Here is a 21355-nt window from a genome sequence, read left to right as displayed (position 1 = left end):
GATTTTTCGGGTGTAAACGATGGAAGAGCAAGGCACGGGTATCAGGGTCGAGGCAATGGCAGCTGAGTATGCGCAACAGGCCAGGGCGTGGGCTGAACGCCTGGGCCTGCCGCTGCAGGACGATACCGCCGCCTTCGCGGTGCAGGTGGGCGCCGACGGCTTGCAGATTCAGCAACTGGGCCCGCAGGCGCCCGGGCCGGTGCGTGTGGACTTCGTCGAAGGCCAGGCTGCGCATCGCCGCCAGTTTGGCGGTGGCAACGGGCAGATGATCGCCAAGGCTGTGGGCATTGCCCAAGGTATCCGGCCGCAGGTGCTGGATGCCACGGCGGGGCTGGGCAAGGACGCGTTCGTGCTGGCCAGCCTTGGCTGCCAGATGACCCTGATCGAGCGCCAGCCGCTGATTGCCGCGCTGTTGGAGGACGGCCTGGCGCGGGCGCGAGCGGACGAAGAAGTGGGCCCGATTGTCGGGCGCATGCGCCTGCTGACCGGCAACGCCATCGAGCGCATGCGCGCCTGGGAAGGGGAGGCGCCGCAGGTGATCTACCTCGACCCGATGTTCCCGCACCGCGACAAGAGCGCCCTGGTGAAAAAGGAAATGCGCGTGTTCCGGCCTTTGGTCGGTGACGACCTGGATGCCCCGGCCCTGCTCGAAGCCGCCCTGGCGCTGGCCAGCCACCGGGTGGTGGTGAAGCGGCCGCGCAAGGCGCCGATCATCGACGGGCCGAAGCCCAGCCACAGCCTGGAAGGCAAGTCGAGCCGGTATGACATTTATCCGAAGAAGGCCTTGAAGGCCTGATCTGCCCCTATCTGGCCGGCTAGCACGATCATTGTAGGAGCGGCGTTAGCCGCGAACACCGGCAACGCCGGTGCCATCCACTGCGTCGCCTCCTTCGCGGGTAAACCCGCTCCTACAATGACCTGTTATTTCTTCCAGTAGTCATTAGTTGGCTAAGGGCGCGATCCTAACGGACATTTGATCCTGATTGAGGGTAATGTTCATGTCGCCTGCTCCTTATGCCCGGCAAGCTGGCCGCCAGTTTTTTTACTGTAACGGCAAGATAGTTGCTGAATTGAATGGCGATGCCCGCTGGCGTTTCTTTCAGGCTAATGACCTGGTGCTGGCTCAGAAAGATCATCAGTCCTCGGGCTTGTCCAGCATGCTGGCGGCATCCGACCAGCAGCGCTCGGTCCTATTCATTTATGAAAGGAAACGCCTGGAATCACAGGTTTACTCGCCCTATGGGCATCACAATCAGGGTAGCGGCTTGCTGTCGTTGCTTGCCTTCAGTGGCGAGCGGCTGGATGCAAGTTCGGGGCTTTACCATCTGGGGAATGGTTACAGGCAATTCAGCCCGGTCATGATGCGCTTTTGCAGCCCGGACAGTTGGAGCCCATTCGGTGCAGGTGGTTTCAACGCGTACGCATACTGCGCGGGAGACCCCATTAATCGCACTGATCCGACTGGACACTTTTGGGGGATCGGAAAGTTCTTCAGAAGACTATTCCGGCTGAAGCCGAAGCGGCCAAAGGTAACGAAGACTTTCGCTCCAGAGGCTCAAAGCGCCACTATTCAAGCTGCCAAAAACAGTACCTTATTTCCGAACGCTCAGCAGACGGTTGACGCGGATAATCAGATCATGAAGGATGTTAATCAAATCCAGATTGATGAACAATATGCGATCAGGCTACAAAACGAGAGTTCGTTGACTGACAATATTGCTGCTCAGTCGCAGATTACCATTCCGGGCCCAGAACAACTTTGGCGGAACGAAGGGCGGCACAGGAGCAACTCAACAAGAAGTCTGCAATTCAAAGGGCTTTTGCGGAGTTGGAAGAGGCTAGAGCCAGGACGCGAGACGGGATGAGCACCTCGAAAGACGCCATAATTATTGAACAGTTGGAGAGCAATATTCAGAGATGGTTGGATTAATGGTCTAAGTTGTTGTCTCTGCCTTCCGTAGATGGCGCACGAAAGGCAGAGGCAGAACTTCAGGGCCGGTATGTAATTTCAACCCTTCAAGGCTGGAACGCTCGCAAGAACACCCTCACCACCTCGCGCACATGCGCCTCGGCTTCATCGCCCTCCAGCGGCCCCGCACATCCCAGCAGCAACCGGTAATCCGGTGCCCCTTTGACCAGGCAGAAGAAGTGCTCCGCAGCGCGCAGCGGGTTGTCGATGCGCAGCAGCCCGCGCTCATGTGCCCCGCGCAGTAGCGCTTCCATGCCAGCGAGCACGCGCTTGGGCCCGGCTTCGTAGAAGTACTCGCCAAAACTCGGGTCCAGGCTGCCCTGGGCCATGATCAGGCGGCTGAGTTTGATCGCTTCGTCACTGCTGATAAGCGCCTGGAAGTTGCGGGCAATCGTCAGCAGCACTTCTTCCACCGGTACCCCCTCGGGATACTCGAACAGCAGGTCAGGCAACTGGATCTGGCAGGTGGCCATGACCGCCGAGCAGAACAGGGTCTGCTTGTCGGTGAAGTGGCTGTACACAGTGAGCTTTGAAACACCTGCCGCCGCAGCGACCGCATCCATGCTGGTGTTGGCGTAGCCAAGGCTGAGGAACAGCGTCTTGGCCGCTTCGAGAATTGCCTCGCGCTTGGCCAGGTCCTTGGGCCGGCCCGGGCCGATGGGTGCGTCGTTGGACATTGTGGTCTGCATCTGGTTGAAGGATCACCATCTTAACGGGTCAGGCGCCATCCGGCGAAAGCCAGGCTGCATTACCTGCTCACCGCGCGCTTGAAAAACCCGCGCACACCCTTCCCGGCATCGTTGCGCTGATTTAATATACCCGTCAGTACAAATATTAAATGTGCACTCCGCGAAAGGATTCATCATGTTGCGCCATGCCTTGTCCATCGCTCTGCCCGCCGCTGCTGCCCTGCTTCTGGCGGCATGTGGCCAGGAAGCCGCCCCACCCGCTGCGCCGCGCCCGGCGCTGGTGGTGCAGCCGCAGCCGGCCGAAGCCGCTGCCGACAGTTACCCCGGCGAAGTGCGCGCGCGCTTCGAGCCGGAGCTGGCCTTCCGCATTGGCGGCAAGGTCAGCAAGCGCCTGGTGGAGGAGGGGCAGCGGGTCAAGGCCGATCAGCCGCTGGCCGAGCTGGACCCGCAGGACGTGCGCCTGCAACTTGAAGCCAATCGCGCCCAACTGGCGGCTGCCGAGGCCAACCTGGCATTGGTGCGCGCCGAGCGCGACCGCTACCAGAAGCTGCTGGAACGGCAGATGGTCAGCCATTCCCTGTACGACAATGCCGAAAACCTCTACCGCGCAGGCCTTGCCCGTCTGAAGCAGGCCAAGGCCGAGTTCGATGTGGCTGGCAACCAGGCCGAATATGCCGTGCTGCGTGCGCCGCAGGCCGGGGTGATCGCCAAGCGCCAGGTTGAAGTGGGCCAGGTGGTCGCCGCCGGGCAGACCGTGTTTACCCTCGCCGCCGATGGCGAGCGAGAAGTGGCCATCGGCCTGCCGGAGCAGCAGTTCGCTCGCTTCGCTGTGGGCCAACCGGTGAGCGTGGAGCTGTGGTCGCACCCGCAGGCGCGTTTCCAGGGGCGCATTCGCGAGCTGTCACCGGCTGCCGACCCGCGTTCGCGCACGTTCGCGGCGCGCGTCGCCTTTACCACGGCCGCCGTTCCGGCTGAGCTGGGCCAGAGCGCCCGGGTGTTCATCGCCAAGGATGGGCTGATCCCGCTGTCGGTACCGCTGTCGGCAGTGACTGCGGAAAACGGTCAGGCCTATGTCTGGCGGGTGAACAAGGAAAGCCGCCTGGAGCGGGCGACGTTGCGGCTGGGGGCGTATGGCAGCGACAGTGTGCCGGTACTCGAAGGCCTGGACCCGGGTGACTGGGTGGTTGCCGCTGGTGGCCATGTACTGCGCGAGGGCCAGGAGGTACGCCCTGTGGACCGCAGCAACCGTGTAGTGAACCTGACGGCCAAGGAGTAAGTCCCGATGGGTTTCAACCTTTCTGCCTGGGCACTGCGCAACCGCCAGATCGTCCTGTTCCTGATGATCCTGCTGGCCGCCATTGGCGCCATGTCGTACACCAAGCTTGGCCAGAGCGAGGACCCGCCATTCACCTTCAAGGCCATGGTCATCCGCACCCTGTGGCCGGGCGCCAGCGCCGAAGAAGTGGCGCGCCAGGTGACCGAGCGCATCGAGAAGAAGCTGATGGAAACCGGTGAGTACGAGAGGATTGTCTCATTCTCCCGCCCCGGCGAATCGCAGGTCACCTTCATGGCCCGCGACTCGCTGCACTCCAAGGACATCCCCCAGTTGTGGTACCAGATCCGCAAGAAGGTTGCGGACATCCGTCATACCTTGCCGCCGGAGATCCAGGGCCCGTTCTTCAACGACGAGTTCGGCACCACCTTCGGCAATATCTATGCGCTGACTGGCGAAGGCTTTGACTATGCGGTGCTCAAGGACTACGCCGACCGTATCCAGATCCAGCTGCAGCGGGTCAAGGATGTGGGCAAGGTCGAGCTGATCGGCCTGCAGGACGAGAAAGTCTGGATCGAGCTGTCCAACCTCAAGCTGGCCACCCTCGGCGTGCCGCTGGAAGCCGTACAGAAGGCGTTGCAAGAGCAGAACGCGGTGAGCACCGCCGGTTTCTTCGAGACGCCCAGCGAGCGCCTGCATCTGCGGGTGAGCGGGCGTTTCGACAGCGTCGAGCAGATCCGTCAGTTCCCCATTCGCGTGGGTGATCGCACCTTCCGGATTGGCGATGTCGCCGAGGTGCACCGTGGCTTCAACGACCCACCCGCACCACGCATGCGCTTCATGGGCGAGGATGCCATTGGCCTGGCAGTGTCGATGAAAGACGGTGGCGATATCCTTGTTCTGGGCAAGGCCCTGGAAGGCGAGTTCGAGCGCCTGGCGCACAGCCTGCCGGCCGGCATGGAGCTGCGCAAGGTTTCGGATCAACCGGCGGCGGTGAAGGCTGGCGTGGGGGAATTCGTCCAGGTGCTGGTCGAGGCGCTGGTCATTGTGCTGCTGGTGAGCTTCTTCTCGCTGGGCCTGCGCACCGGCCTGGTGGTGGCGCTGGCCATTCCGCTGGTGCTGGCCATGACCTTTGCCGCCATGCATTACTTCGGCATCGGCCTGCACAAGATTTCCCTCGGCGCACTGGTGCTGGCCCTTGGCTTGCTGGTGGACGACGCGATCATTGCCGTGGAGATGATGGCGATCAAGATGGAGCAGGGCTACGACCGCCTCAAGGCAGCAAGCTATGCCTGGACAAGTACGGCCTTCCCGATGCTCACCGGTACGCTGATCACGGCAGCAGGCTTTCTGCCGATTGCCACCGCTGCCTCCAGCACGGGCGAATACACCCGGTCGATCTTCCAGGTGGTGACCATCGCTCTGCTGACCTCGTGGGTGGTGGCTGTGGTGTTCGTGCCTTACCTGGGCGAGCGCCTGCTACCCGACCTGGCCAAGCTGCATGCCGCACGCCATGGCAAGGACGGCCATGCGCCAGACCCCTACGCCACCCCGTTCTACCAGCGTGTGCGACGGCTGGTGGAGTGGTGCGTACGGCGGCGCAAGACGGTGATCCTGCTGACCGTTGCCGCCTTCATCGGCAGCATCCTGCTGTTCCGCTTCGTGCCCCAACAGTTCTTCCCGGCCTCCGGGCGCCCGGAGTTGATGGTTGACCTGAAGCTGGCCGAAGGCGCCTCGCTGGCCAATACCGCCAAGCGGGTCAAGCAGCTGGAGGCGCTGCTCAAGCAGCAGGACGGTATCGACAACTACGTGGCCTATGTGGGCACCGGTTCGCCGCGCTTCTACCTGCCGCTGGACCAGCAACTGCCGGCAGCCAGCTTTGCCCAGTTCGTGGTGCTGGCCAAGTCTATGGAGGACCGCGAGCGCCTGCGCAGTTGGCTGATCAGCACTGTGGACCAGCAGTTCCCCGACCTGCGTGCCCGGGTCACGCGCCTGGAGAATGGCCCGCCCGTGGGCTACCCGGTGCAGTTCCGGGTCACTGGCGAGCATATCGAGAAGGCCCGTGCACTGGCCCGTGAAGTGGCTGACAGAGTGCGCGAGAACCCGCATGTGGTGAACGTGCACCTGGACTGGGAAGAACCCAGCAAGGCGGTGTTCCTCGAAATCGACCAGGACCGCGCCCGGGCGCTGGGTGTGAGCACCGCGCACCTGGCGAGCTTCCTGCAAAGCTCGCTGATCGGCACCACGGTCAGCCAGTACCGCGAGGACAATGAGCTGATCGAGATCCTGCTGCGCGGCACCCTCCAGGAGCGCAGTGACCTGGGCAACCTGGGTAGCCTGGCGTTGCCTACCGACAATGGCCAAAGCGTGGCGCTGTCGCAGGTGGCGACCCTGGAGTACGGCTTTGAAGAAGGCATCATCTGGCACCGCAACCGCTTGCCGACGGTGACCGTGCGCGCCGATATCTACGATCAGGAGCAGCCGGCGACGCTGGTGAAACAGATTCTGCCGACCTTGCAGGACATCCGCGCCAAGCTGCCCGATGGCTATCTGCTGGAGGTGGGCGGCACAGTGGAGGACTCCGAGCGAGGGCAGAAATCGGTGAATGCCGGTATGCCACTGTTCGTCGTGGTAGTGCTGAGCTTGTTGATGATCCAGCTGCGCAGCTTCTCGCGCACGGTGATGGTGTTCCTCACCGCGCCGCTGGGGCTGATTGGTGTGACCCTGTTCCTGCTGGTGTTCCGCCAGCCGTTTGGCTTTGTCGCCATGCTCGGCACCATTGCCCTGGCGGGGATGATCATGCGCAACTCGGTGATCCTGGTGGACCAGATCGAGCAGGACATCGCAGCGGGGATGGAGCGTTGGCAGGCGATCATCGAGGCCACCGTGCGGCGCTTCCGGCCGATCGTGCTGACCGCGCTGGCGGCGGTGCTGGCCATGATCCCGTTGTCGCGTAGTGTGTTCTACGGGCCGATGGCGGTGGCGATCATGGGCGGGTTGATCGTGGCCACGGTGCTTACACTGCTGTTCCTGCCAGCGCTGTATGCGGCGTGGTTCAGGGTGAAGAAGGGCTGAAGACCGCAGGGGGAGGGCTTGGCCCTCCCTTCGCGGGTGAACCCGCTCCTACAGCGCGCCGAAGACCTTCTTGGCCAGGCTGGTAGCCGCAGCTGCCGGGTTCTGGCGAATGCTCTGCTCCTGTTTGCCGATCATCTCGAACAGGCCATCCAGCGCCTTCTCGGTCACGTAGTTCTCGATATTGGCGTCATCCTTGACCAGCCCCAGGCCTTTGGCCTGGGCGGCGAAGGCATTGTACTGCTGGGCCACGCCAACCTTGTCGGTGGCCTGCTTGACGATTGGCAGGAACTTGGCGCGGATCTGCTCGCGGCTGCTCTTGTTCAGGTACTGGGTGGCCGAGTCGTCACCGCCGCTGAGAATGCCCTTGGCATCGGTCACGCTCATGTTCTTCACGGCATCCACCAGAATCGCCTGGGCCTGCGGCACGGCAGCCTCGGCGGCCTTGTTCATGCTGGTTTCTAGGGCTTCGACTTGTTCACCCTTGCCGAACATCTTCATCGCCTTGGCAGCTTTGCCCAGGTTGCCTGGCAGCTCGATGCGCACGTCCGGGTTGTTGCTGAAGCCGCCTGGGGTGCTCAGTTGCTTGACGGCCAGTTGCGCACCTTGGGTCAGGGCGTCCTTCAGGCCGCCGGTGGCGTCTTTCTGGCTGAGGTCGCCGAGCGACAGGGCCAGGGCGCTGGCCGACAGCAGCAGGCCGGCGCACAGGGTGGTGAAGCGCAGGGAAGTGCGGATCATGAAGCTTTCCTTGTAAACGGATGAGTACGGGTATCAGCGAACCTGGTCTACCTTGATGCGTACCGATTGCGGGTCACTGCCATCGAGCGCGACAGCGTGATGTTCGGTGTTGATGAACAGCAACTTGCCATTCAGCTCGATGCGCGCGCTCACCGCATAGCGGTGGCCAGGCTTGACCTGCGCGGGGTCATAGGTGAGATGGAACGGCAGTGGTACGTTGCCTTTGACCGGGCCGGCCTGGCGCGCCAGGGTTACGGCAGGGGCGTCCATCAGCGACACATCCTGCAGTTCCACGCTCAGGGTGGCGGCAGGCGGCAGGGCAATACGCTGCAGGTAGAAGACTTCACCGTCCAGGCTGGCCTGGCTGTGTGGGGTTTGGCTGGAACAGGCTGCAAGCAGGGATGCGCAACACAGCATAAAGAGCTTTTTCATGGAATCTCCGGTGTCCTTGGAGCTGGCTTGTGGCCAACCCCAGGGACTTTAGCGGATTTTCCCGACCGATGAACCGTTAGAGGGCCGAAGTTTCCAGCCCGTCGTCACGGTGCAGGGCCACCTGGCGGATCGACAGGCGCAGCTCGGCCGACAGCACACGCTTGGCCACGCCCTCGGCCAGCTCGCCGAGCTTGTCCTGATAACCCAGCTTGCCTTGCGCGTCGGCGTGCAGCACGCCTTGCTCGAGCAAGGTCTGGATGAAGTGGCGGAACAGCGTCTTGTCGAAGAACTCCGGCGCGTTCAAACCATGCAGGATCGACAGGCGCTGGGCCATCATCACGCACAAGTCTTCCAGCGCTTCGGCGCTCAGGCTGTTCTGCCCGCTGTTGATCAGCAGCGAGGTGGCCATGTAGAAGCGCTGCAGGGTCTGGGTGATGGTACGGGCGAGCAGGGTCAGCAACACGAATTGCCGCGAGCTGGGCGCCGGGCGCACGTACAGATCGTTGTCCTGGCGCAGCAAGCCCTGTTCCACCAACGCGACCAGCCATTGGTCGATTACTTCGTCCAGCTGTTCTGGCGTCCAGCGCAGGAACAGTTCGGCCTGCAGGTACGGGTACAGCGCGTGCACATACTGGCCCAGCAGTTCACGGCTCATGCGTGAACTGCTAAGGAAGAAGCTGTCCAGCAGCGCCGGCAGGGCGAAGATGTGCAGCACGTTGTTGCGGTAATAGGTCATCAGTACCGCATTGGCTTCATCCAGATAGAGGATGCGGCCCAGGGCGTCCTTCTGCTCGGCCACCAGGTTCATGCTGCGTACATGTTCGATCAGTGCCTGGCCGTCGCCCTCGGGCAGGGTGGTATGCGGCGAGTAGGGCACTTGGCGCAGCAGCGCCAGGTACAGGTCGAGTACGCGGGTCAGGGCGCGTTCGTCCAGGGCAAGGCGGCTGGTGGACAGCAGTGCCAGGGCCACCAGGTTGACCGGGTTGATGGCGGCTGCCTCGTTGAGGTGACGGGCCACGGTTTCTCCCAAGCGGGCGGTGGTGGCGTTGAGCCAGTCCGGACGGTACTGCGGACCGTGATCCTGTTCACGCCAGCCGGGCTGCTGCTGGTCGAGGAAACCAGCCAGGCGGATGGGTTCGCCGAAGTTCACGTAGACCTGGCCAAAGCGCTGCTTGAGTGCGCCGAACACCTTGAAGATGTCGAACACCGACTCCTTCTTCTTGCTGGCGCCGCGCAGTTCGCCCAGGTAGGTACGACCTTCAAGCACGCGTTCGTAGCCGATGTACACCGGCACGAACACGATTGGCGTACGCGACGAACGCAGGAAGCTGCGCAGGGTAATGGCCAGCATCCCGGTGCGCGGCTGCAACATGCGCCCCGTACGCGAGCGGCCGCCTTCGACGAAGTACTCGACCGGGAAGCCCTTGGTGTACAGGGTATGCAGGTACTCGTTGAACACCGCCGTGTAAAGCGGGTTGCCCTTGAACGTGCGGCGCATGAAGAAGGCGCCACCACGGCGTAGCAGGTTACCCACCACCGGCATGTTGAGGTTGATGCCTGCAGCCACGTGCGGCGGAGTGAGGCCATTGCGGAACAGCAGGTACGACAGCAGCAGGTAGTCGATGTGGCTGCGGTGGCACGGCACATAGATCACTTCATGGCCAGGGGCGATACCCTGCACCTGTTCGATGTGGTTGACCTTGATGCCGTCGTAGATCTTGTTCCAGAACCAGCTGAGCACCACTTCGAGGAAGCGGATGGCGGTATAGGTGTAGTCCGAGGCTATCTCGTTGCCATAGCGCAATGCCTGGGCCTCGGCTTTGGCCAGCGGCAGGTTCTCGCGCTGTGCTTCGTCGGCAATCGCCTGGCGCACTTGTGGGGCATGGACCAGGCCTTTGACCAGGGTGCGTCGGTGCGAGATGTCCGGGCCGATAACCGCCGTCTTGAGGTTGCGAAAGTGCACGCGCATCAGGCGCTGTGCCATGCGCACGGTGCGCTCGTGGCCTTTGTTGTGCTGCACCAGTTCGCGCAGGTGGATTGGCGCGGAGAACTGTACCCGGGTCTTGCGCCCGAGGATCAGTACGGTCAGCAGCCGGCGCAGGCGCCCGGTTACCGCCCAGCTGTCGGCGAACAGCAGCTTCCAGGGGCTGGACTCGCTGGCCGGGGTCTGGCCCCAGAACACGCTGACAGGAATGATCTGCGCATCTTCTTCGGCATGCTGGCTGACGGCAGCCACCAGGCGCTCGAGCGTGGGCGGGGCGCCGCTTTTGTCCTGGCGGCCGAGCCAGTCCGGGTCGGGGGTCAGGTAGAAGAACCCGGCGGGTTCCTGCAGTGGGCCGACGGCTACCGGCAGCACCGGGCGCGGCAGCCCCGCCTTGGTGCACTCGTGGTCGAGCACGGCCAGGTCAGTGAGCGCGGGCGAGGGCAGTGCGTAGAACACCGGCCGGCTGCGGTCGAGGTTGAGGGTCATGGAAGACTGGTTGATGGTCTCGGAGCGCACCCACAGGTACAACAGGCGACGCAGGCCGCCGAAAATCAGGCGGCGCAAGGGGGAACGGGTCATGGGGTGTGTGCCCTGGGTGTGATTATCAGGTGAGTATCCTGCTATTTAGTCTGCCGTATCGGCGTAAGTTCAGCAAAATTCGGCCAACAGCGGGGCCGTCATCAATTTTTTTTGTTCTGTGTCATATACTCGGCCTGCCACTTGCAGGATATTTCGGCAAGCGGCGTTGGCACGGGGCAGGTGACCTCATGCCTGCAAGGCGATCTTCACAATAAAAATCCGGAGTAGTTCAGATGTCGTCTCGTGAGACTGGGAATGTAAAGTGGTTCAACGATGCCAAGGGTTATGGCTTCATTCAGCGCGAAGGTGGTGCGGATGTGTTCGTCCACTATCGGGCGATTCGCGGTGAGGGGCATCGTACCCTGGTCGAAGGGCAGCGGGTGGAGTACGCCTGCGTGCAGGGCCAGAAAGGCCTGCAAGCCGAAGACGTAGTGGGCCTCTGAGCCTCTGGTTTCAAGCCGTAGGAGCGGGCTTGCCCGCGAAGCAGCCACCACGGTGGCTGTCACGGGCATAGCCCATGTTCGCGGGTAAACCCGCTCCTACAGAAACAAGCAAGGCTGCCGTTTCATGATGTACGCCAGGTGATTTCCTCTTCACCGTCGGCGCTGATGCGGACCCAGCGGTCGGCATCTTCTTCCCCGTCTTCCTCAACCCAGCCACCCGGTGCGCAGCGCACTTCCACACCCAGTGCGGCAAATGCGGCGCGGGCGCAGGCAACGTCATCAACCCAGGGCGTCTGGTCGCTTTCCAGGTACAGGCTGTTCCATTTCCCTACAGCCTTGGGTAACCAAGTGACCGGAATGTTACCGGCCTGGCATTTGAAGGTATGGCCTTTCTGCTTCCATTCAGTGCACGGGCCGATCGCCTGGGCAAGCCATTCGGCAATCTGCTTGTGGTCGACGTCGGCGTCCTTCAGGTAGATCTCGATATCAGGTTGACGCATAAGGGCTCCGGATGTGCTCAGTCTTGGCGCACGAAATAGTCATAACGCATGGAAACCGTGACCTCGAACGGCTCGGGCTGGTCGATCACCTGGGCCCTTTTTTCAGCGCTGGCGCGCCAGCCGTGTGGGGTCATGGCCAGCAGGTCGGCGCGGGCCTTGGGCGCGGCCAGGCTCAGGCGGAACTCGAGGGTTTCGCTGTGTGCATGGGCCATGCCTTCAGGGACCAGGGCCAGGTGCTTGTCGTCGGCGTAAGGGCGTACTTCATCGTAGAGCACTTCACGCAGTTCCATCAGGTGGCCGCTGGTCGGGCCGACCCGCATCAGGCCGCCGCCGGGGCTGAGCAAACGCTTGGCCTCGGCCCAGTCAAGCGGGCTGAAAACGCTGGCGATGAACTGGCAGCTGGCGTCGGTCAGCGGCACGCGGGCCATGCTGGCGACCATCCAGGTGACCGCCGGTGCTCGGCGGCACGCACGCTTGACCGCTTCGCGGGAGATGTCCAGCGCATAGCCGTCGGCGGCCGGTAAGGCCTGGGCGATCTGTGCGGTGTAGTAACCCTCGCCGCAGCCGATGTCCAGCCAGGCGCCTGGCTGGCGCTCGGCGGCCAGCTCGGCCAGGCGGCGGGCGACTGGCGCGTAATGGCCGGCGTCGAGAAAGTCGCGGCGGGCCTCGACCATGGCCTGGTTGTCACCGGGGTCTCGGCTGTTCTTGTGCTGCACCGGCAGCAGGTTCAGGTAACCCTGGCGGGCGCGGTCGAAGCGGTGGCCGGCCGGGCACACCACACCATTGTCGAGCCGGCTCAGCGGCGCTTGGCAAAGCGGGCAGGCAAGCATCAGGCGAGCAACCGGACCAGGGTCTGGTAGTAGATTTCGGTCAGCAGATCGAGGTCACTGGCAAGGATCCGCTCGTCAACCTGGTGGATCGTAGCGTTGACCGGGCCGAGTTCGACCACCTGGGTGCCCATGGTTGCGATGAAGCGTCCATCGGAGGTGCCGCCGCTGGTGGAGGGCTGGGTATCGCGACCGGTGACGCCCTTGATGCTGGCCGCCACGGCGTCGAGCAGCTCGCCTGGCTCGGTCAGGAACGGCAGGCCCGACAGCGCCCAGTCGACCGACCAGTCCAGTTCATGCTTGTCGAGAATCGCCGATACCCGCGCCTGCAAGCCTTCAACGGTGGACTCGGTGGAAAAACGGAAGTTGAACAGCGCGGTCAGCTCGCCCGGGACCACGTTGGTGGCGCCGGTGCCGGAATTGACGTTGGAGATCTGGAAGCTGGTTGGCGGGAAGAACGCGTTGCCTTCGTCCCAGTGCTCGGCAGCCAGTTCCGCCAGGGCCGGGGCGGCCAGGTGGATCGGGTTGCGCGCCAGGTGCGGATAGGCCACATGACCCTGCTTGCCGCGTATGGTCAGCTTGGCGCCCAGCGAACCACGGCGACCGTTCTTGACCACGTCACCCAGCAAGGTGGTGCTGGACGGTTCGCCGACGATGCACCAGTCCAGGCGCTCGTTGCGCGCTTTTAGGCGCTCGACCACCGCTTTGGTGCCGTGGTGAGCCGGGCCTTCCTCGTCGCTGGTGATCAGAAACGCGACCTTGCCGCGGTGGTTCGGGTAGTCCTGCACGAAGCGCTCGCTGGCGATAACCATGGACGCCAGGCTGCCCTTCATGTCGGCGGCGCCACGGCCGCAGAGCATGCCGTCGGCGTCGATCAGCGCCTCGAAGGGTTCATGCTGCCATTGCTGGACCGGGCCGGTGGGCACCACGTCGGTGTGGCCGGCAAAACACAGTACCGGGCCGTCCTGGCTGCCGTGGGTGGCCCAGAAGTTGTCGACGTCTTCAATGCGCATCGGCTCCAGCTGGAAGCCTACGGCACCCAGGCGTTTCATCATCTGCGCCTGGCAATCGGCGTCGACGGGGGTGACCGAGGGGCGACGGATCAGGTCGCAGGCCAGTTGAAGGGTAGGCGAGAGCTCGGCAGGGGCCGTCATGGGGGACTCCGGGGCAAGGCAAGGCGGGGAAATCTGAGGGGCGTTATCTTATATCAAATGATTTCGGGCAGCACGGCCCATTCGCGGGCACGCCCGCTCCACCAGGTACCGCACAGCTCTGAATGCCTGTGGCAGGCCTGTGGGAGCGGGCGTGCCCGCGAATGGGCTGCACAGGTCAGCCCAGGCAACTTCAAGCCTGCTGCGCTTCGGCAGCCTTTTCTGCGGGCTTGGGCAGCGACGACAGAAATGCCATCACCAGCGCTGCCACATATGGCAACGACTGCACCAGCAACATCGCCACCCAGAAGCGCATGTCCGAGCTCGGCAGCCCCTGAACTAGGTAGATGCCTAGCGCCGCGCCCCACAGCAGCACCATGATGAACAGCTCTTCACGCGCTTCGGAAATCGCCACCAGCAACCCATGGCTGTCAGCATTCTTCGGCGTGCGGAAGAACGGCATGCTGCTGGTGAAGAAACCATACAGGACCGCCTTGGCGATGGTGTGCGACAGTGCCAGCCCGGCCAGTGCAGCTGCGAAGGCATCCTTGAGGTTCACCCCCACCGCTCGGCGGTACAGGAAGACGATCTTGCCGACCTTGAAGAAGAACAGCGCCAGCGGCGGGATGGCAAAGATCATCAGCGGCGGGTCGACCCGATGCGGCACGATGATCATCGCCGCCGACCACAGCAGCGCGCCGATGGTGAAGAAGATGTTCATGCCATCGGCGATCCACGGTAGCCAGCCGGCCAGGAAGTGGTAGCGCTGGCCACGGGTCAGCTGGCTGCCTTTGCCGCGCAGCAGTGCGCTGGCGTGGTGCTTGATGATCTGGATGGCGCCGTAGGCCCAGCGGAAGCGTTGCTTCTTGAAGTCGATGAAGGTGTCAGGCATCAGGCCCTTGCCGTAGCTGTTGTGGGCGTAGGCGGCTGACAGGCCTTTCTCGAACACGCGCAGGCCCAGTTCGGCGTCCTCGCAGATGCACCACTCGGCCCAGCCCAGTTCTTCCAGCACACTGCGCCGGGTCATGGTCATGGTGCCGTGCTGGATGATCGCGTCACGGTCGTTGCGGGTGACCATACCGATGTGGAAGAAGCCCTTGTACTCGCTGTAGCACAGCTTCTTGAAGGCGCTTTCGTGCTGGTCGCGGTAATCCTGCGGTGACTGCACCACGGCAATTTTCGGGTCGGCGAAGTGCGGCACCATGTGCTTGAGCCAGTTGCGGTCGACGCAGTAGTCCGAGTCGATTACCGCGATCACTTCGGCGTCCTTGGCCGTGTGCGGGATCAGGTAATTCAGTGCACCGCCCTTGAAGCCGGCCAGAGGCGCGACGTGGAAGAACGTGAAGCGCTCGCCAAGCTTCTCGCAGTGGGCCTTGAGCGGCTCCCAAACGGCCGGGTCCTTGGTGTTGTTGTCGATCACCAGCACTTCGTAGTCGGGGTAGTCCAGGGCGGCCAGGGCGTCGAGGGTTTGTTTCACCATCTCAGGTGGCTCGTTGTAGCACGGCACATGCACCGACACCTTGGGCCGGTAGGCACTGTCGGCCTGCACGGGCAGGAACTCGCGGCGGCGCTTGTGTATCCATACCGCCTCGGCCAGTTCGTGGGCCTCGGTGAGCAGCACGATGAACACGCCCAACGCGCCAAGGGCCAGCAGCACGCCCACGGTCAGGCTGAACCAGGTGCTGTACTGCTGGCTATAGTCGTAGGCGATCCACACCAGTACCGACCCGCACAGGAAGGTGATGAACGTCAGGAAGGTGCGACCACGCTGGCGCAGGGCCGAGCCATCGATGAACAGCACCGTCAGGGCGATCATTGCGAGCACCACAGACGCCACTGCCAGGGCCCGCCACTGCGGGATCGCCACCACGGGGCCGTCGAAGTTGAACTTCTGCTGGCGCTCGGCGTTGTAGACCCCCCAGTAGGCGCCTACCGAGCCTTCGTCGCTGGCTTTCCAGGGTTGGTCATAGGCTTCAATGACAAAGTAGTTATAGCCCCTGCGGTTGAGGGTGTTGACCAGGGTGCGCAAGTAGATGGCCTGGTCGGCCTGTGTGGCATCGGCACCACCGCGCATGCGGCCGTTGCTTGGCCAGCCGACTTCCGACAGCAGCAGGGGTTTGCGCGGGAACTGGCGCTTCAGTTCACGGGCGCGGTCGAGGACGAACTCGACCGAATCCTTCATCGGCACGAACTCCCAGTAGGGCAGGATGTGCGCCGCAATCAGGTCGACGTGCCTGGCCAGCTCGGGGTGTTCCTTCCAGATGTGCCATTGTTCACTGGTGGTCACGGGCACCTTTACAGCTGCGCGTACCCGGTCCAGGTATTTGATCAGATTTTCCGGTGTGACTTCTTCCCGGAACAGCGCCTCGTTGCCGACCACCACCCGCACCACGCTACGCGACGTGTTGGCCAACTGGATGGCCGTGGCGATTTCGCGCTCGTTGCGCTCCAGGTCCGGGCTGATCCATATCCCCAGTGTTACCCGCAGGCCCAACTCCTCAGCCAGGCGCGGGATGTCGGCCTGGGTGCCTTCCACGGTATAGATACGGATGCTGTCGGTCAGTTTGCTCAACTGCTCCAGGTCCTGGCGCATTTCGTCGTCAGTGGGATACTGACCCTTCTGTGGGCTTTCGCCCAGGCGGAACGGCGAATACGAAAAGCCAGAGATCTGTTCTGGCCAGGCGGGGGCGGAGACCGGGCGGTTGATCAGTGCCCAGAACCCGGTGAACAGTGCGGCGATGGCCAGCACCACTACCAGGTTCAGGCCGAATTTACGTGAAGACATCGTCGTCCATTCATGTCGAAGTGATAGGACATTAAAGCAGGGTTGGCAGTCTCTTTCCTAACGATGCAGGGCAAGGGCTCACTGGCATATAATGCGCGCCGGTTTTTTGGGGTATGAACATGAGCACAGAAGATCCACGCTTTGCCGGCGTTGCCCGGTTGTATGGCGACCAAGGGCTGCAACGGCTGGGCCTGGCCCATGTGGGCGTGGTCGGTATCGGCGGTGTGGGCTCGTGGGTGGCCGAAGCGCTGGCCCGCAGCGGCGTGGGCGAAATCACCCTGTTCGACCTGGACGATGTCTGTGTCAGCAACACCAACCGCCAGGCCCATGCGCTGGAAGGGCAGGTGGGGCGGCCCAAGGTCGAGGTCATGGCCGAGCGCCTGCGGGCGATCAACCCGGCGTGCACGGTGCATGCGGTGGCCGACTTCGTCACCCGCGAGACCATGGCCGAATACATCACCGAGCACCTCGACTGCGTGATCGACTGCATCGACAGCGTCATGGCCAAGGCGGCGCTGATCGCCTGGTGTCGGCGGCGCAAGATTGCCATTGTCACTACCGGTGGCGCGGGTGGGCAGATCGACCCGACGCAGATCCAGATCGCCGACCTGAACAAGACCTTCAACGACCCGCTGGCCTCGCGGGTACGCTCAACGCTGCGCCGCGACTACAACTTCTCGCGTAACGTCAGCCGCAACTATGGCGTGCCGTGCGTGTTCTCCAGCGAACAGCTGCGTTACCCCAAGGGTGATGGCAGCGTTTGCCTGCAGAAGAGCTTTGTCGGTGAGGGCGTGCGTCTGGACTGCTCGGGGGGCTTTGGAGCGGTGATGATGGTGACCGCGACCTTTGGCATGGTGGCGGCGAGCAAGGCGATCGAGAAGCTGGTGGCCGGCGCGCGCCGGCCGTCGGAACGGGTCAAGCCTGAATAGACCGCGTGGGCATCTTCGCAGGGCCGGCCGCTACAGGTATTGCCTCTCTCTCAAGCATGATGCCGTACCTGTGGGAGCGGGCAGGCCCGCGAAGAAACCGGCGCCGATTCAGCGGTTGGACGCCAACTCCGCCATCCGCTGCAACACTGCATGCAGCCCATTGCTGCGCGACGGCGACAATTGGCGCTCCAGCCCGAGCTGGGTAAACCACTCGCGCAGATCAAGCCCGGCCAGCTCCTCACTGGCCAGTCCCTGCACCCGCACCAGCAACAGCGCCAGCAGCCCACGCAACAAGCGGGCATCGCTGCTGGCCTTGAACCGCCACACGCCCTCGACCTGCTCGGCCACCAGCCACACCAGGCTCTCGCAGCCATGCACCCGGTTGGCTTCGGTCTTTTCGGCGTCATTCAGCGGGTCCAGCCGTTCACCCCACTGCATCAGCAGCCGCGCACGCTGTTCCCAGCCTTTGCCCTGTTGAAAAGCTTCCAGCGCTTGCTGCGCCTGTTCCGGCAGGCTCATCGCAACAGCTCCAGGCCTTGGTCCAGCGCGTCGAAGAAACGCTGCAAGTCATCGCTATCGTTGTACAAACCCAGTGACACCCGTATCGCGCCCTCCAGCCCCATCCCCTTCAGCAGTGGCATGGCACAGTGGTGACCGGCGCGCACGGCAATGCCCTGTTCAGTCAGTAGGTGGGCGATATCAGCGTTGTGCACGCCCTCGATGACGAAACTGGCCAGGGCCGTCTGCGGTGCGCCCAACACCCGCACGCCCTCGCGGTCGCCTAGGCCACGCAGCAGGTGCTGGTGCAGGCTGGCTTCATGCGCTGCGACCGCATGGGCATCGAGGCTGGCCAGGTAGTCCAGTGTCGCGCCCAGGCCGATCACCCCGGCAATGGGCGGCGTACCCGCTTCGAAGCCCAAGGGGGCGGGACGGAAGGTGGCGCTGTGGTACTCGGCCAACTGCACCATCTCGCCACCGAACTGCCAGTGGCGCAACAGCTGCAGAGCCTGGCTGCGGCCATAGAGCACGCCGACGCCGTCCGGACCGTACAGCTTGTGGCTGGAAAACACATAGAAGTCGCAACCCAGTTGCTGCACGTCATGGCGGCCATGCACCACGCCCTGGGCGCCATCGACCACAGTCAGCGCGCCCTGGGCGCGGGCATGGGCCAATAGCGCTGGCAGCGGCTGCCAGGTACCCAGCACGTTGGACAGCTGGCTGATGGCGAGCACCCGGGTGCGTGGGCCGATCAGTTGCAGTGCCTGGTCCTGGTCGATACGACCATGGGCATCCAGTGGCAGCACCACCAGGCGCAGGTTGCGCCGGTGCGCCAGCTGTTGCCAGGGCAACAGGTTGGCATGGTGCTCCAGGGCACTGACGGCAATTTCGTCACCGGCTTCCAGGCGGTGTTCCAGGCCATAGGCCAGCAGGTTCAGTGCCGAGGTGGCGCCGTGGGTGAACACGATCTGCCGCGAGTCTGCGGCATTGAGCCAGGCGGCGACCTTGTCGCGGCTGGTTTCGAAGGCCTGGGTCGCCAGCGCACCGGGCAAATGCTGGGCACGGTGCACGTTGGCCGCGCCATGGCCGTAGTAATGGCTCAGGGCATCGAGCAAGGCTTGCGGCTTCTGGGTGGTGGCGGCGCTGTCCAGATAGGTCTGGTGCTGCCGTTGCAGGGCGGCGATGGCGGGGAAGTCGGCACGCCAGGGAGAGGGCTGGAACATGTTTGCGAGGCCTGGAATGAAAATCGGGTCTGGTGCATTGGCGCCAGACCCGATCTTAACACCTCAAACCCGGCAAGGTTCTCAGTTGTGAGCGTGCAGCGCTTCGTTCAGCTCGATGGCCGACTTGTGGGTCTTGCACTCAACTGCGCCGTTGAGCGAGTTGCGGCGGAACAGCAGGTCGGTCTGGCCGGCCAGGTCGCGGGCCTTGACCACTTTGACCAGTTCGTTGTTCTCGTCCAGCAGGTTCACCTTGGTGCCCGCGGTGATGTACAGGCCGGCTTCGACGGTGTTGCGGTCGCCCAGCGGAATACCGATACCGGCGTTGGCGCCGATCAGGCAACCCTCGCCGACTTTGATGACGATGTTGCCGCCACCGGACAGGGTGCCCATGGTCGAGCAGCCGCCGCCCAGGTCCGAGCCCTTGCCGACGAATACGCCAGCGGAAACGCGGCCTTCGATCATGCCCGGGCCTTCGGTGCCAGCATTAAAGTTGACGAAGCCTTCGTGCATGATGGTGGTGCCTTCGCCAATGTAGGCACCCAGGCGCACACGGGCGGTGTCGGCGATACGCACGCCGGCCGGGACCACGTAGTCGGTCATTTTCGGGAACTTGTCCACCGAGAACACTTCCAGCAGCTCGCCCTTCAGGCGTGCTTCCAGTTGCAGTTCGGCCAGTTCGGTCAGGTCGACCGCGCCCTGGTTGGTCCAGGCCACGTTCGGCAGCAGCGGGAAGATGCCGGCCAGGCTTACGCCATGCGGCTTGACCAGGCGGTGCGACAGCAGGTGCAGCTTGAGGTAGGCCTCTGGGGTCGAGCTCAGTGCTGCGTCTTCGGCCAGCAGGGTGGCGACCAGCGGCTTGTGGCTCTCTGCCAGACGGGTCAGCAGGGCGGCCTGGGCAGCGTCCACGCCTTTCAGGGCTTCGGCCAGTTGTGCGGCCTGGGCGTTGCTGAAGGCGATGGCCTGGTTGCCACCTTCGTAACCGAGAACAGGGGCTACTGCAGCTACCAGTTCGGCGCTCGGGTTGAGCAGGGGTTGTGCGTAGAACACTTCCAGCCAGGCGCCCTGGCGGTTCTGGGAGCCGACACCAAAGGCCAGGCTGAACAGGGTATTGGACATGTGATTACCTCGTGCGAAATAGGGTAGGGGCTCAGGCCAGGGCAGCGGCGTACAGGTCGGGCTTGAAGCCAACCAGGGTACGCGCGCCAAGGTCGAGCACCGGGCGTTTGATCATCGACGGCTGGGCCAGCATCAGCTCGACGGCCTTGGCCTGGTCGAGGTCTGCCTTGCTGGCGTCGTCCAGCTTGCGGAAGGTGGTGCCGGCACGGTTGAGGATGACTTCCCAGCCGTGTTCGTCGCACCAGCGGTTCAGGCTGTCACGGTCAATGCCTTGGGTCTTGTAGTCGTGAAATTCGTAGGCGATGGCTTTGTCTTCGAGCCAGGTACGCGCCTTTTTCATGGTGTCACAGGCTTTGATGCCGTAGAGCGTGTAGGTCATTGTGTACATTGGGGGTACAAGTCGCCCCAATCTCTCCGTTTTTCGATGTCAGTCGCGGGATTATGCGGGAACGCTCCTCGCGGCGCCACGCCCGTGGCGCCCCTGTTTATTGATCAGGATGTGTTCAAGCGACCAGGCGCTGGACCGACCCGATGATCTCATCGCCGTGTTGCTGTTCGGCTGTGCGCAGATCGAAGGCCGTCTGCAGGTTGAGCCAGAACTCAGGGGTGGTGTCCAGGCAGATGGACAGACGCAGTGCCATGTCGGCGGAAACACCGCCCCGTTCGCGCAGGATGTTGTTGACGGTTGGCGTTGCTACACCCAACGCCCTGGCCAGAGCCGCGGCGCTGAAGCCCATTTCCTTCTGGAAGTCCTCCCGCAGGATTTCACCCGGATGGATTGGACGCATACCGTTCTTGAGCATGATGCACCTCAGTGGTAATCGACAATTTCAACGCTAACTGGCCCGTGTTCTGTCCAGGTGAAGCACAACCGCCATTGGTCATTTACACGGATATTGTGTTGGTCGGCGCGGTTGCCGCTCAGTGACTCGAGGCGATTGCCAGGTGGCGACCTAAGGTCTCGCAACTCTGTTGCGGCATCGAGCATGGCCAGTTTGCGCTCCGCGACTGACTTGATATCTGACCAACGCCGTGTCTTTCCCGTTGTGAAGAGCGCTTCCGTGTCGGCACAGCTAAAGCTTCGAATCATGAGCCTGAATGCTTAACGTTATTCGTTAATGTCGATTATACGACGGGATCGCTGTAG

At 63.1% G+C, this 21355-nt stretch carries 20 protein-coding genes; 6 read left to right on the top strand and 14 right to left on the bottom strand.

All coding sequences use genetic code 11. The annotated features are described in order from the left end of the window. Positions 1–19: 19 nt before the first annotated feature. The gene (locus ACE4QZ_RS21570) at positions 20–796 is read left to right on the top strand and encodes a class I SAM-dependent methyltransferase (RefSeq protein ID WP_014592156.1); all 777 of its coding nucleotides are present in this window, start codon (positions 20–22) and stop codon (positions 794–796) included. A gap of 196 nt (positions 797–992) precedes the next feature. Next, the gene (locus ACE4QZ_RS21565; RefSeq protein WP_103462972.1) at positions 993–1865 is read left to right on the top strand and encodes an RHS repeat-associated core domain-containing protein; all 873 of its coding nucleotides are present in this window, start codon (positions 993–995) and stop codon (positions 1863–1865) included. A 151-nt stretch (positions 1866–2016) separates the two neighbouring features. Here the strand turns inward: ACE4QZ_RS21565 and ACE4QZ_RS21560 are convergent, their stop codons facing one another. Next, positions 2017–2658, bottom strand: a complete 642-nt coding sequence (locus ACE4QZ_RS21560; protein WP_103462971.1) for a TetR/AcrR family transcriptional regulator — start codon at positions 2656–2658, stop codon at positions 2017–2019. 175 nt (positions 2659–2833) lie between these two features. Here ACE4QZ_RS21560 and ACE4QZ_RS21555 point away from each other — a divergent pair, with 175 nt between their 5' ends. Together ACE4QZ_RS21555 and ACE4QZ_RS21550 are read left to right on the top strand one after the other, a co-directional pair. Further along, the gene (locus ACE4QZ_RS21555; protein WP_103462970.1) at positions 2834–3934 is read left to right on the top strand and encodes an efflux RND transporter periplasmic adaptor subunit; all 1101 of its coding nucleotides are present in this window, start codon (positions 2834–2836) and stop codon (positions 3932–3934) included. Between the two features lie 6 nt (positions 3935–3940). Beyond that, a complete protein-coding gene (locus ACE4QZ_RS21550; protein WP_103462969.1) occupies positions 3941–7006 on the top strand; it encodes an efflux RND transporter permease subunit in 3066 nt (1021 codons plus the stop codon). A gap of 48 nt (positions 7007–7054) precedes the next feature. On the opposite strand, the gene ACE4QZ_RS21545 is transcribed toward ACE4QZ_RS21550, so the two are convergent. From ACE4QZ_RS21545 to plsB, 3 genes are all read right to left on the bottom strand, one after another. Further along, positions 7055–7741 carry a DUF4197 domain-containing protein gene (locus ACE4QZ_RS21545; protein WP_003252248.1) on the bottom strand — a complete coding sequence of 229 codons (687 nt, stop codon included), beginning with the start codon at positions 7739–7741 and terminating at the stop codon, positions 7055–7057. A gap of 33 nt (positions 7742–7774) precedes the next feature. Further along, positions 7775–8173, bottom strand: a complete 399-nt coding sequence (locus ACE4QZ_RS21540) for a YbaY family lipoprotein (RefSeq protein ID WP_103462968.1) — start codon at positions 8171–8173, stop codon at positions 7775–7777. Positions 8174–8249: 76 nt separating this feature from the next. Then, positions 8250–10736: a glycerol-3-phosphate 1-O-acyltransferase PlsB gene (gene plsB / locus ACE4QZ_RS21535; protein ID WP_410480170.1), complete on the bottom strand. Its 2487-nt coding sequence runs from the start codon at positions 10734–10736 to the stop codon at positions 8250–8252. Between the two features lie 233 nt (positions 10737–10969). Here plsB and ACE4QZ_RS21530 point away from each other — a divergent pair, with 233 nt between their 5' ends. Then, positions 10970–11179, top strand: coding sequence for a cold-shock protein (locus tag ACE4QZ_RS21530; protein WP_003252255.1), 210 nt, complete (start codon positions 10970–10972; stop codon positions 11177–11179). A 122-nt stretch (positions 11180–11301) separates the two neighbouring features. Here the strand turns inward: ACE4QZ_RS21530 and ACE4QZ_RS21525 are convergent, their stop codons facing one another. The 4 genes from ACE4QZ_RS21525 to ACE4QZ_RS21510 form a co-directional block, all read right to left on the bottom strand. Continuing rightward, positions 11302–11679, bottom strand: a complete 378-nt coding sequence (locus ACE4QZ_RS21525) for a hypothetical protein (protein WP_084850399.1) — start codon at positions 11677–11679, stop codon at positions 11302–11304. A 17-nt stretch (positions 11680–11696) separates the two neighbouring features. Continuing rightward, positions 11697–12509, bottom strand: a complete 813-nt coding sequence (locus tag ACE4QZ_RS21520) for a putative RNA methyltransferase (protein WP_103462966.1) — start codon at positions 12507–12509, stop codon at positions 11697–11699. Then, a complete protein-coding gene (gene dapE / locus ACE4QZ_RS21515; protein ID WP_021785922.1) occupies positions 12509–13660 on the bottom strand; it encodes a succinyl-diaminopimelate desuccinylase in 1152 nt (383 codons plus the stop codon). The genes ACE4QZ_RS21520 and dapE overlap by 1 nt, the downstream gene beginning before the upstream one ends. Before the next feature lie 190 nt (positions 13661–13850). Then, positions 13851–16442, bottom strand: coding sequence for a glycosyltransferase (locus ACE4QZ_RS21510; protein WP_103462965.1), 2592 nt, complete (start codon positions 16440–16442; stop codon positions 13851–13853). Between the two features lie 119 nt (positions 16443–16561). Here ACE4QZ_RS21510 and tcdA point away from each other — a divergent pair, with 119 nt between their 5' ends. After that, on the top strand, positions 16562–17371 hold the full coding sequence (tcdA, locus tag ACE4QZ_RS21505; protein WP_162149610.1) for a tRNA cyclic N6-threonylcarbamoyladenosine(37) synthase TcdA: 810 nt from the start codon (positions 16562–16564) through the stop codon (positions 17369–17371). Positions 17372–17479: 108 nt separating this feature from the next. Here tcdA and ACE4QZ_RS21500 read toward each other — a convergent pair whose 3' ends face one another. The 6 genes from ACE4QZ_RS21500 to graT all read right to left on the bottom strand — a co-directional run bounded on the left by ACE4QZ_RS21500 (position 17480) and on the right by graT (position 21298). After that, positions 17480–17890: a SufE family protein gene (locus tag ACE4QZ_RS21500; RefSeq protein WP_103462964.1), complete on the bottom strand. Its 411-nt coding sequence runs from the start codon at positions 17888–17890 to the stop codon at positions 17480–17482. Further along, positions 17887–19092 (bottom strand): cysteine desulfurase, encoded by a 1206-nt coding sequence (locus ACE4QZ_RS21495; protein WP_021785918.1) that lies wholly within the window; start codon positions 19090–19092, stop codon positions 17887–17889. Before ACE4QZ_RS21495 ends, ACE4QZ_RS21500 begins: the two co-directional genes overlap by 4 nt. 81 nt (positions 19093–19173) lie before the next feature. Further along, positions 19174–20208: a 2,3,4,5-tetrahydropyridine-2,6-dicarboxylate N-succinyltransferase gene (gene dapD / locus ACE4QZ_RS21490; RefSeq protein ID WP_103462963.1), complete on the bottom strand. Its 1035-nt coding sequence runs from the start codon at positions 20206–20208 to the stop codon at positions 19174–19176. A gap of 31 nt (positions 20209–20239) precedes the next feature. Further along, entirely contained in the window at positions 20240–20587 is a 348-nt protein-coding gene (locus ACE4QZ_RS21485; RefSeq protein ID WP_003252272.1) for an ArsC family reductase, read from the bottom strand. A 124-nt stretch (positions 20588–20711) separates the two neighbouring features. Further along, the gene (gene graA, locus ACE4QZ_RS21480) at positions 20712–21011 is read right to left on the bottom strand and encodes a type II toxin-antitoxin system antitoxin GraA (RefSeq protein WP_003252274.1); all 300 of its coding nucleotides are present in this window, start codon (positions 21009–21011) and stop codon (positions 20712–20714) included. Positions 21012–21019: 8 nt separating this feature from the next. After that, positions 21020–21298, bottom strand: a complete 279-nt coding sequence (gene graT / locus ACE4QZ_RS21475; RefSeq protein ID WP_101196209.1) for a type II toxin-antitoxin system toxin GraT — start codon at positions 21296–21298, stop codon at positions 21020–21022. Positions 21299–21355 lie beyond the last annotated feature (57 nt).

Origin of the sequence: Pseudomonas sp. DCA-1 (assembly GCF_046523955.1) — a bacterium.
Taxonomy (GTDB): Bacteria; Pseudomonadota; Gammaproteobacteria; order Pseudomonadales; family Pseudomonadaceae; genus Aquipseudomonas; species Aquipseudomonas putida_Y.
The sequence above is the reverse complement of the archived record's forward strand: the minus strand, read 5'-3'. Positions and strand labels throughout refer to the sequence as shown.

What these genes read in the sequence shown, in the direction of transcription:
- ACE4QZ_RS21560 (WP_103462971.1), bottom strand. Translation starts at nt 2,658, where the DNA reads ATGCAGACCACAATGTCCAACGACGCACCCATCGGCCCGGGCCGGCCC.
- ACE4QZ_RS21485 (WP_003252272.1), bottom strand. Translation starts at nt 20,587, where the DNA reads ATGACCTACACGCTCTACGGCATCAAAGCCTGTGACACCATGAAAAAG.
- ACE4QZ_RS21510 (WP_103462965.1), bottom strand. Translation starts at nt 16,442, where the DNA reads ATGTCTTCACGTAAATTCGGCCTGAACCTGGTAGTGGTGCTGGCCATC.
- ACE4QZ_RS21530 (WP_003252255.1), top strand. Translation starts at nt 10,970, where the DNA reads ATGTCGTCTCGTGAGACTGGGAATGTAAAGTGGTTCAACGATGCCAAG.
- ACE4QZ_RS21565 (WP_103462972.1), top strand. Translation starts at nt 993, where the DNA reads ATGTTCATGTCGCCTGCTCCTTATGCCCGGCAAGCTGGCCGCCAGTTT.
- ACE4QZ_RS21495 (WP_021785918.1), bottom strand. Translation starts at nt 19,092, where the DNA reads ATGTTCCAGCCCTCTCCCTGGCGTGCCGACTTCCCCGCCATCGCCGCC.
- ACE4QZ_RS21540 (WP_103462968.1), bottom strand. Translation starts at nt 8,173, where the DNA reads ATGAAAAAGCTCTTTATGCTGTGTTGCGCATCCCTGCTTGCAGCCTGT.
- ACE4QZ_RS21525 (WP_084850399.1), bottom strand. Translation starts at nt 11,679, where the DNA reads ATGCGTCAACCTGATATCGAGATCTACCTGAAGGACGCCGACGTCGAC.
- graA (WP_003252274.1), bottom strand. Translation starts at nt 21,011, where the DNA reads ATGCTCAAGAACGGTATGCGTCCAATCCATCCGGGTGAAATCCTGCGG.
- ACE4QZ_RS21545 (WP_003252248.1), bottom strand. Translation starts at nt 7,741, where the DNA reads ATGATCCGCACTTCCCTGCGCTTCACCACCCTGTGCGCCGGCCTGCTG.
- ACE4QZ_RS21555 (WP_103462970.1), top strand. Translation starts at nt 2,834, where the DNA reads ATGTTGCGCCATGCCTTGTCCATCGCTCTGCCCGCCGCTGCTGCCCTG.
- dapE (WP_021785922.1), bottom strand. Translation starts at nt 13,660, where the DNA reads ATGACGGCCCCTGCCGAGCTCTCGCCTACCCTTCAACTGGCCTGCGAC.
- ACE4QZ_RS21570 (WP_014592156.1), top strand. Translation starts at nt 20, where the DNA reads ATGGAAGAGCAAGGCACGGGTATCAGGGTCGAGGCAATGGCAGCTGAG.
- graT (WP_101196209.1), bottom strand. Translation starts at nt 21,298, where the DNA reads ATGATTCGAAGCTTTAGCTGTGCCGACACGGAAGCGCTCTTCACAACG.
- tcdA (WP_162149610.1), top strand. Translation starts at nt 16,562, where the DNA reads ATGAGCACAGAAGATCCACGCTTTGCCGGCGTTGCCCGGTTGTATGGC.
- ACE4QZ_RS21550 (WP_103462969.1), top strand. Translation starts at nt 3,941, where the DNA reads ATGGGTTTCAACCTTTCTGCCTGGGCACTGCGCAACCGCCAGATCGTC.
- ACE4QZ_RS21520 (WP_103462966.1), bottom strand. Translation starts at nt 12,509, where the DNA reads ATGCTTGCCTGCCCGCTTTGCCAAGCGCCGCTGAGCCGGCTCGACAAT.
- plsB (WP_410480170.1), bottom strand. Translation starts at nt 10,736, where the DNA reads ATGACCCGTTCCCCCTTGCGCCGCCTGATTTTCGGCGGCCTGCGTCGC.
- ACE4QZ_RS21500 (WP_103462964.1), bottom strand. Translation starts at nt 17,890, where the DNA reads ATGAGCCTGCCGGAACAGGCGCAGCAAGCGCTGGAAGCTTTTCAACAG.
- dapD (WP_103462963.1), bottom strand. Translation starts at nt 20,208, where the DNA reads ATGTCCAATACCCTGTTCAGCCTGGCCTTTGGTGTCGGCTCCCAGAAC.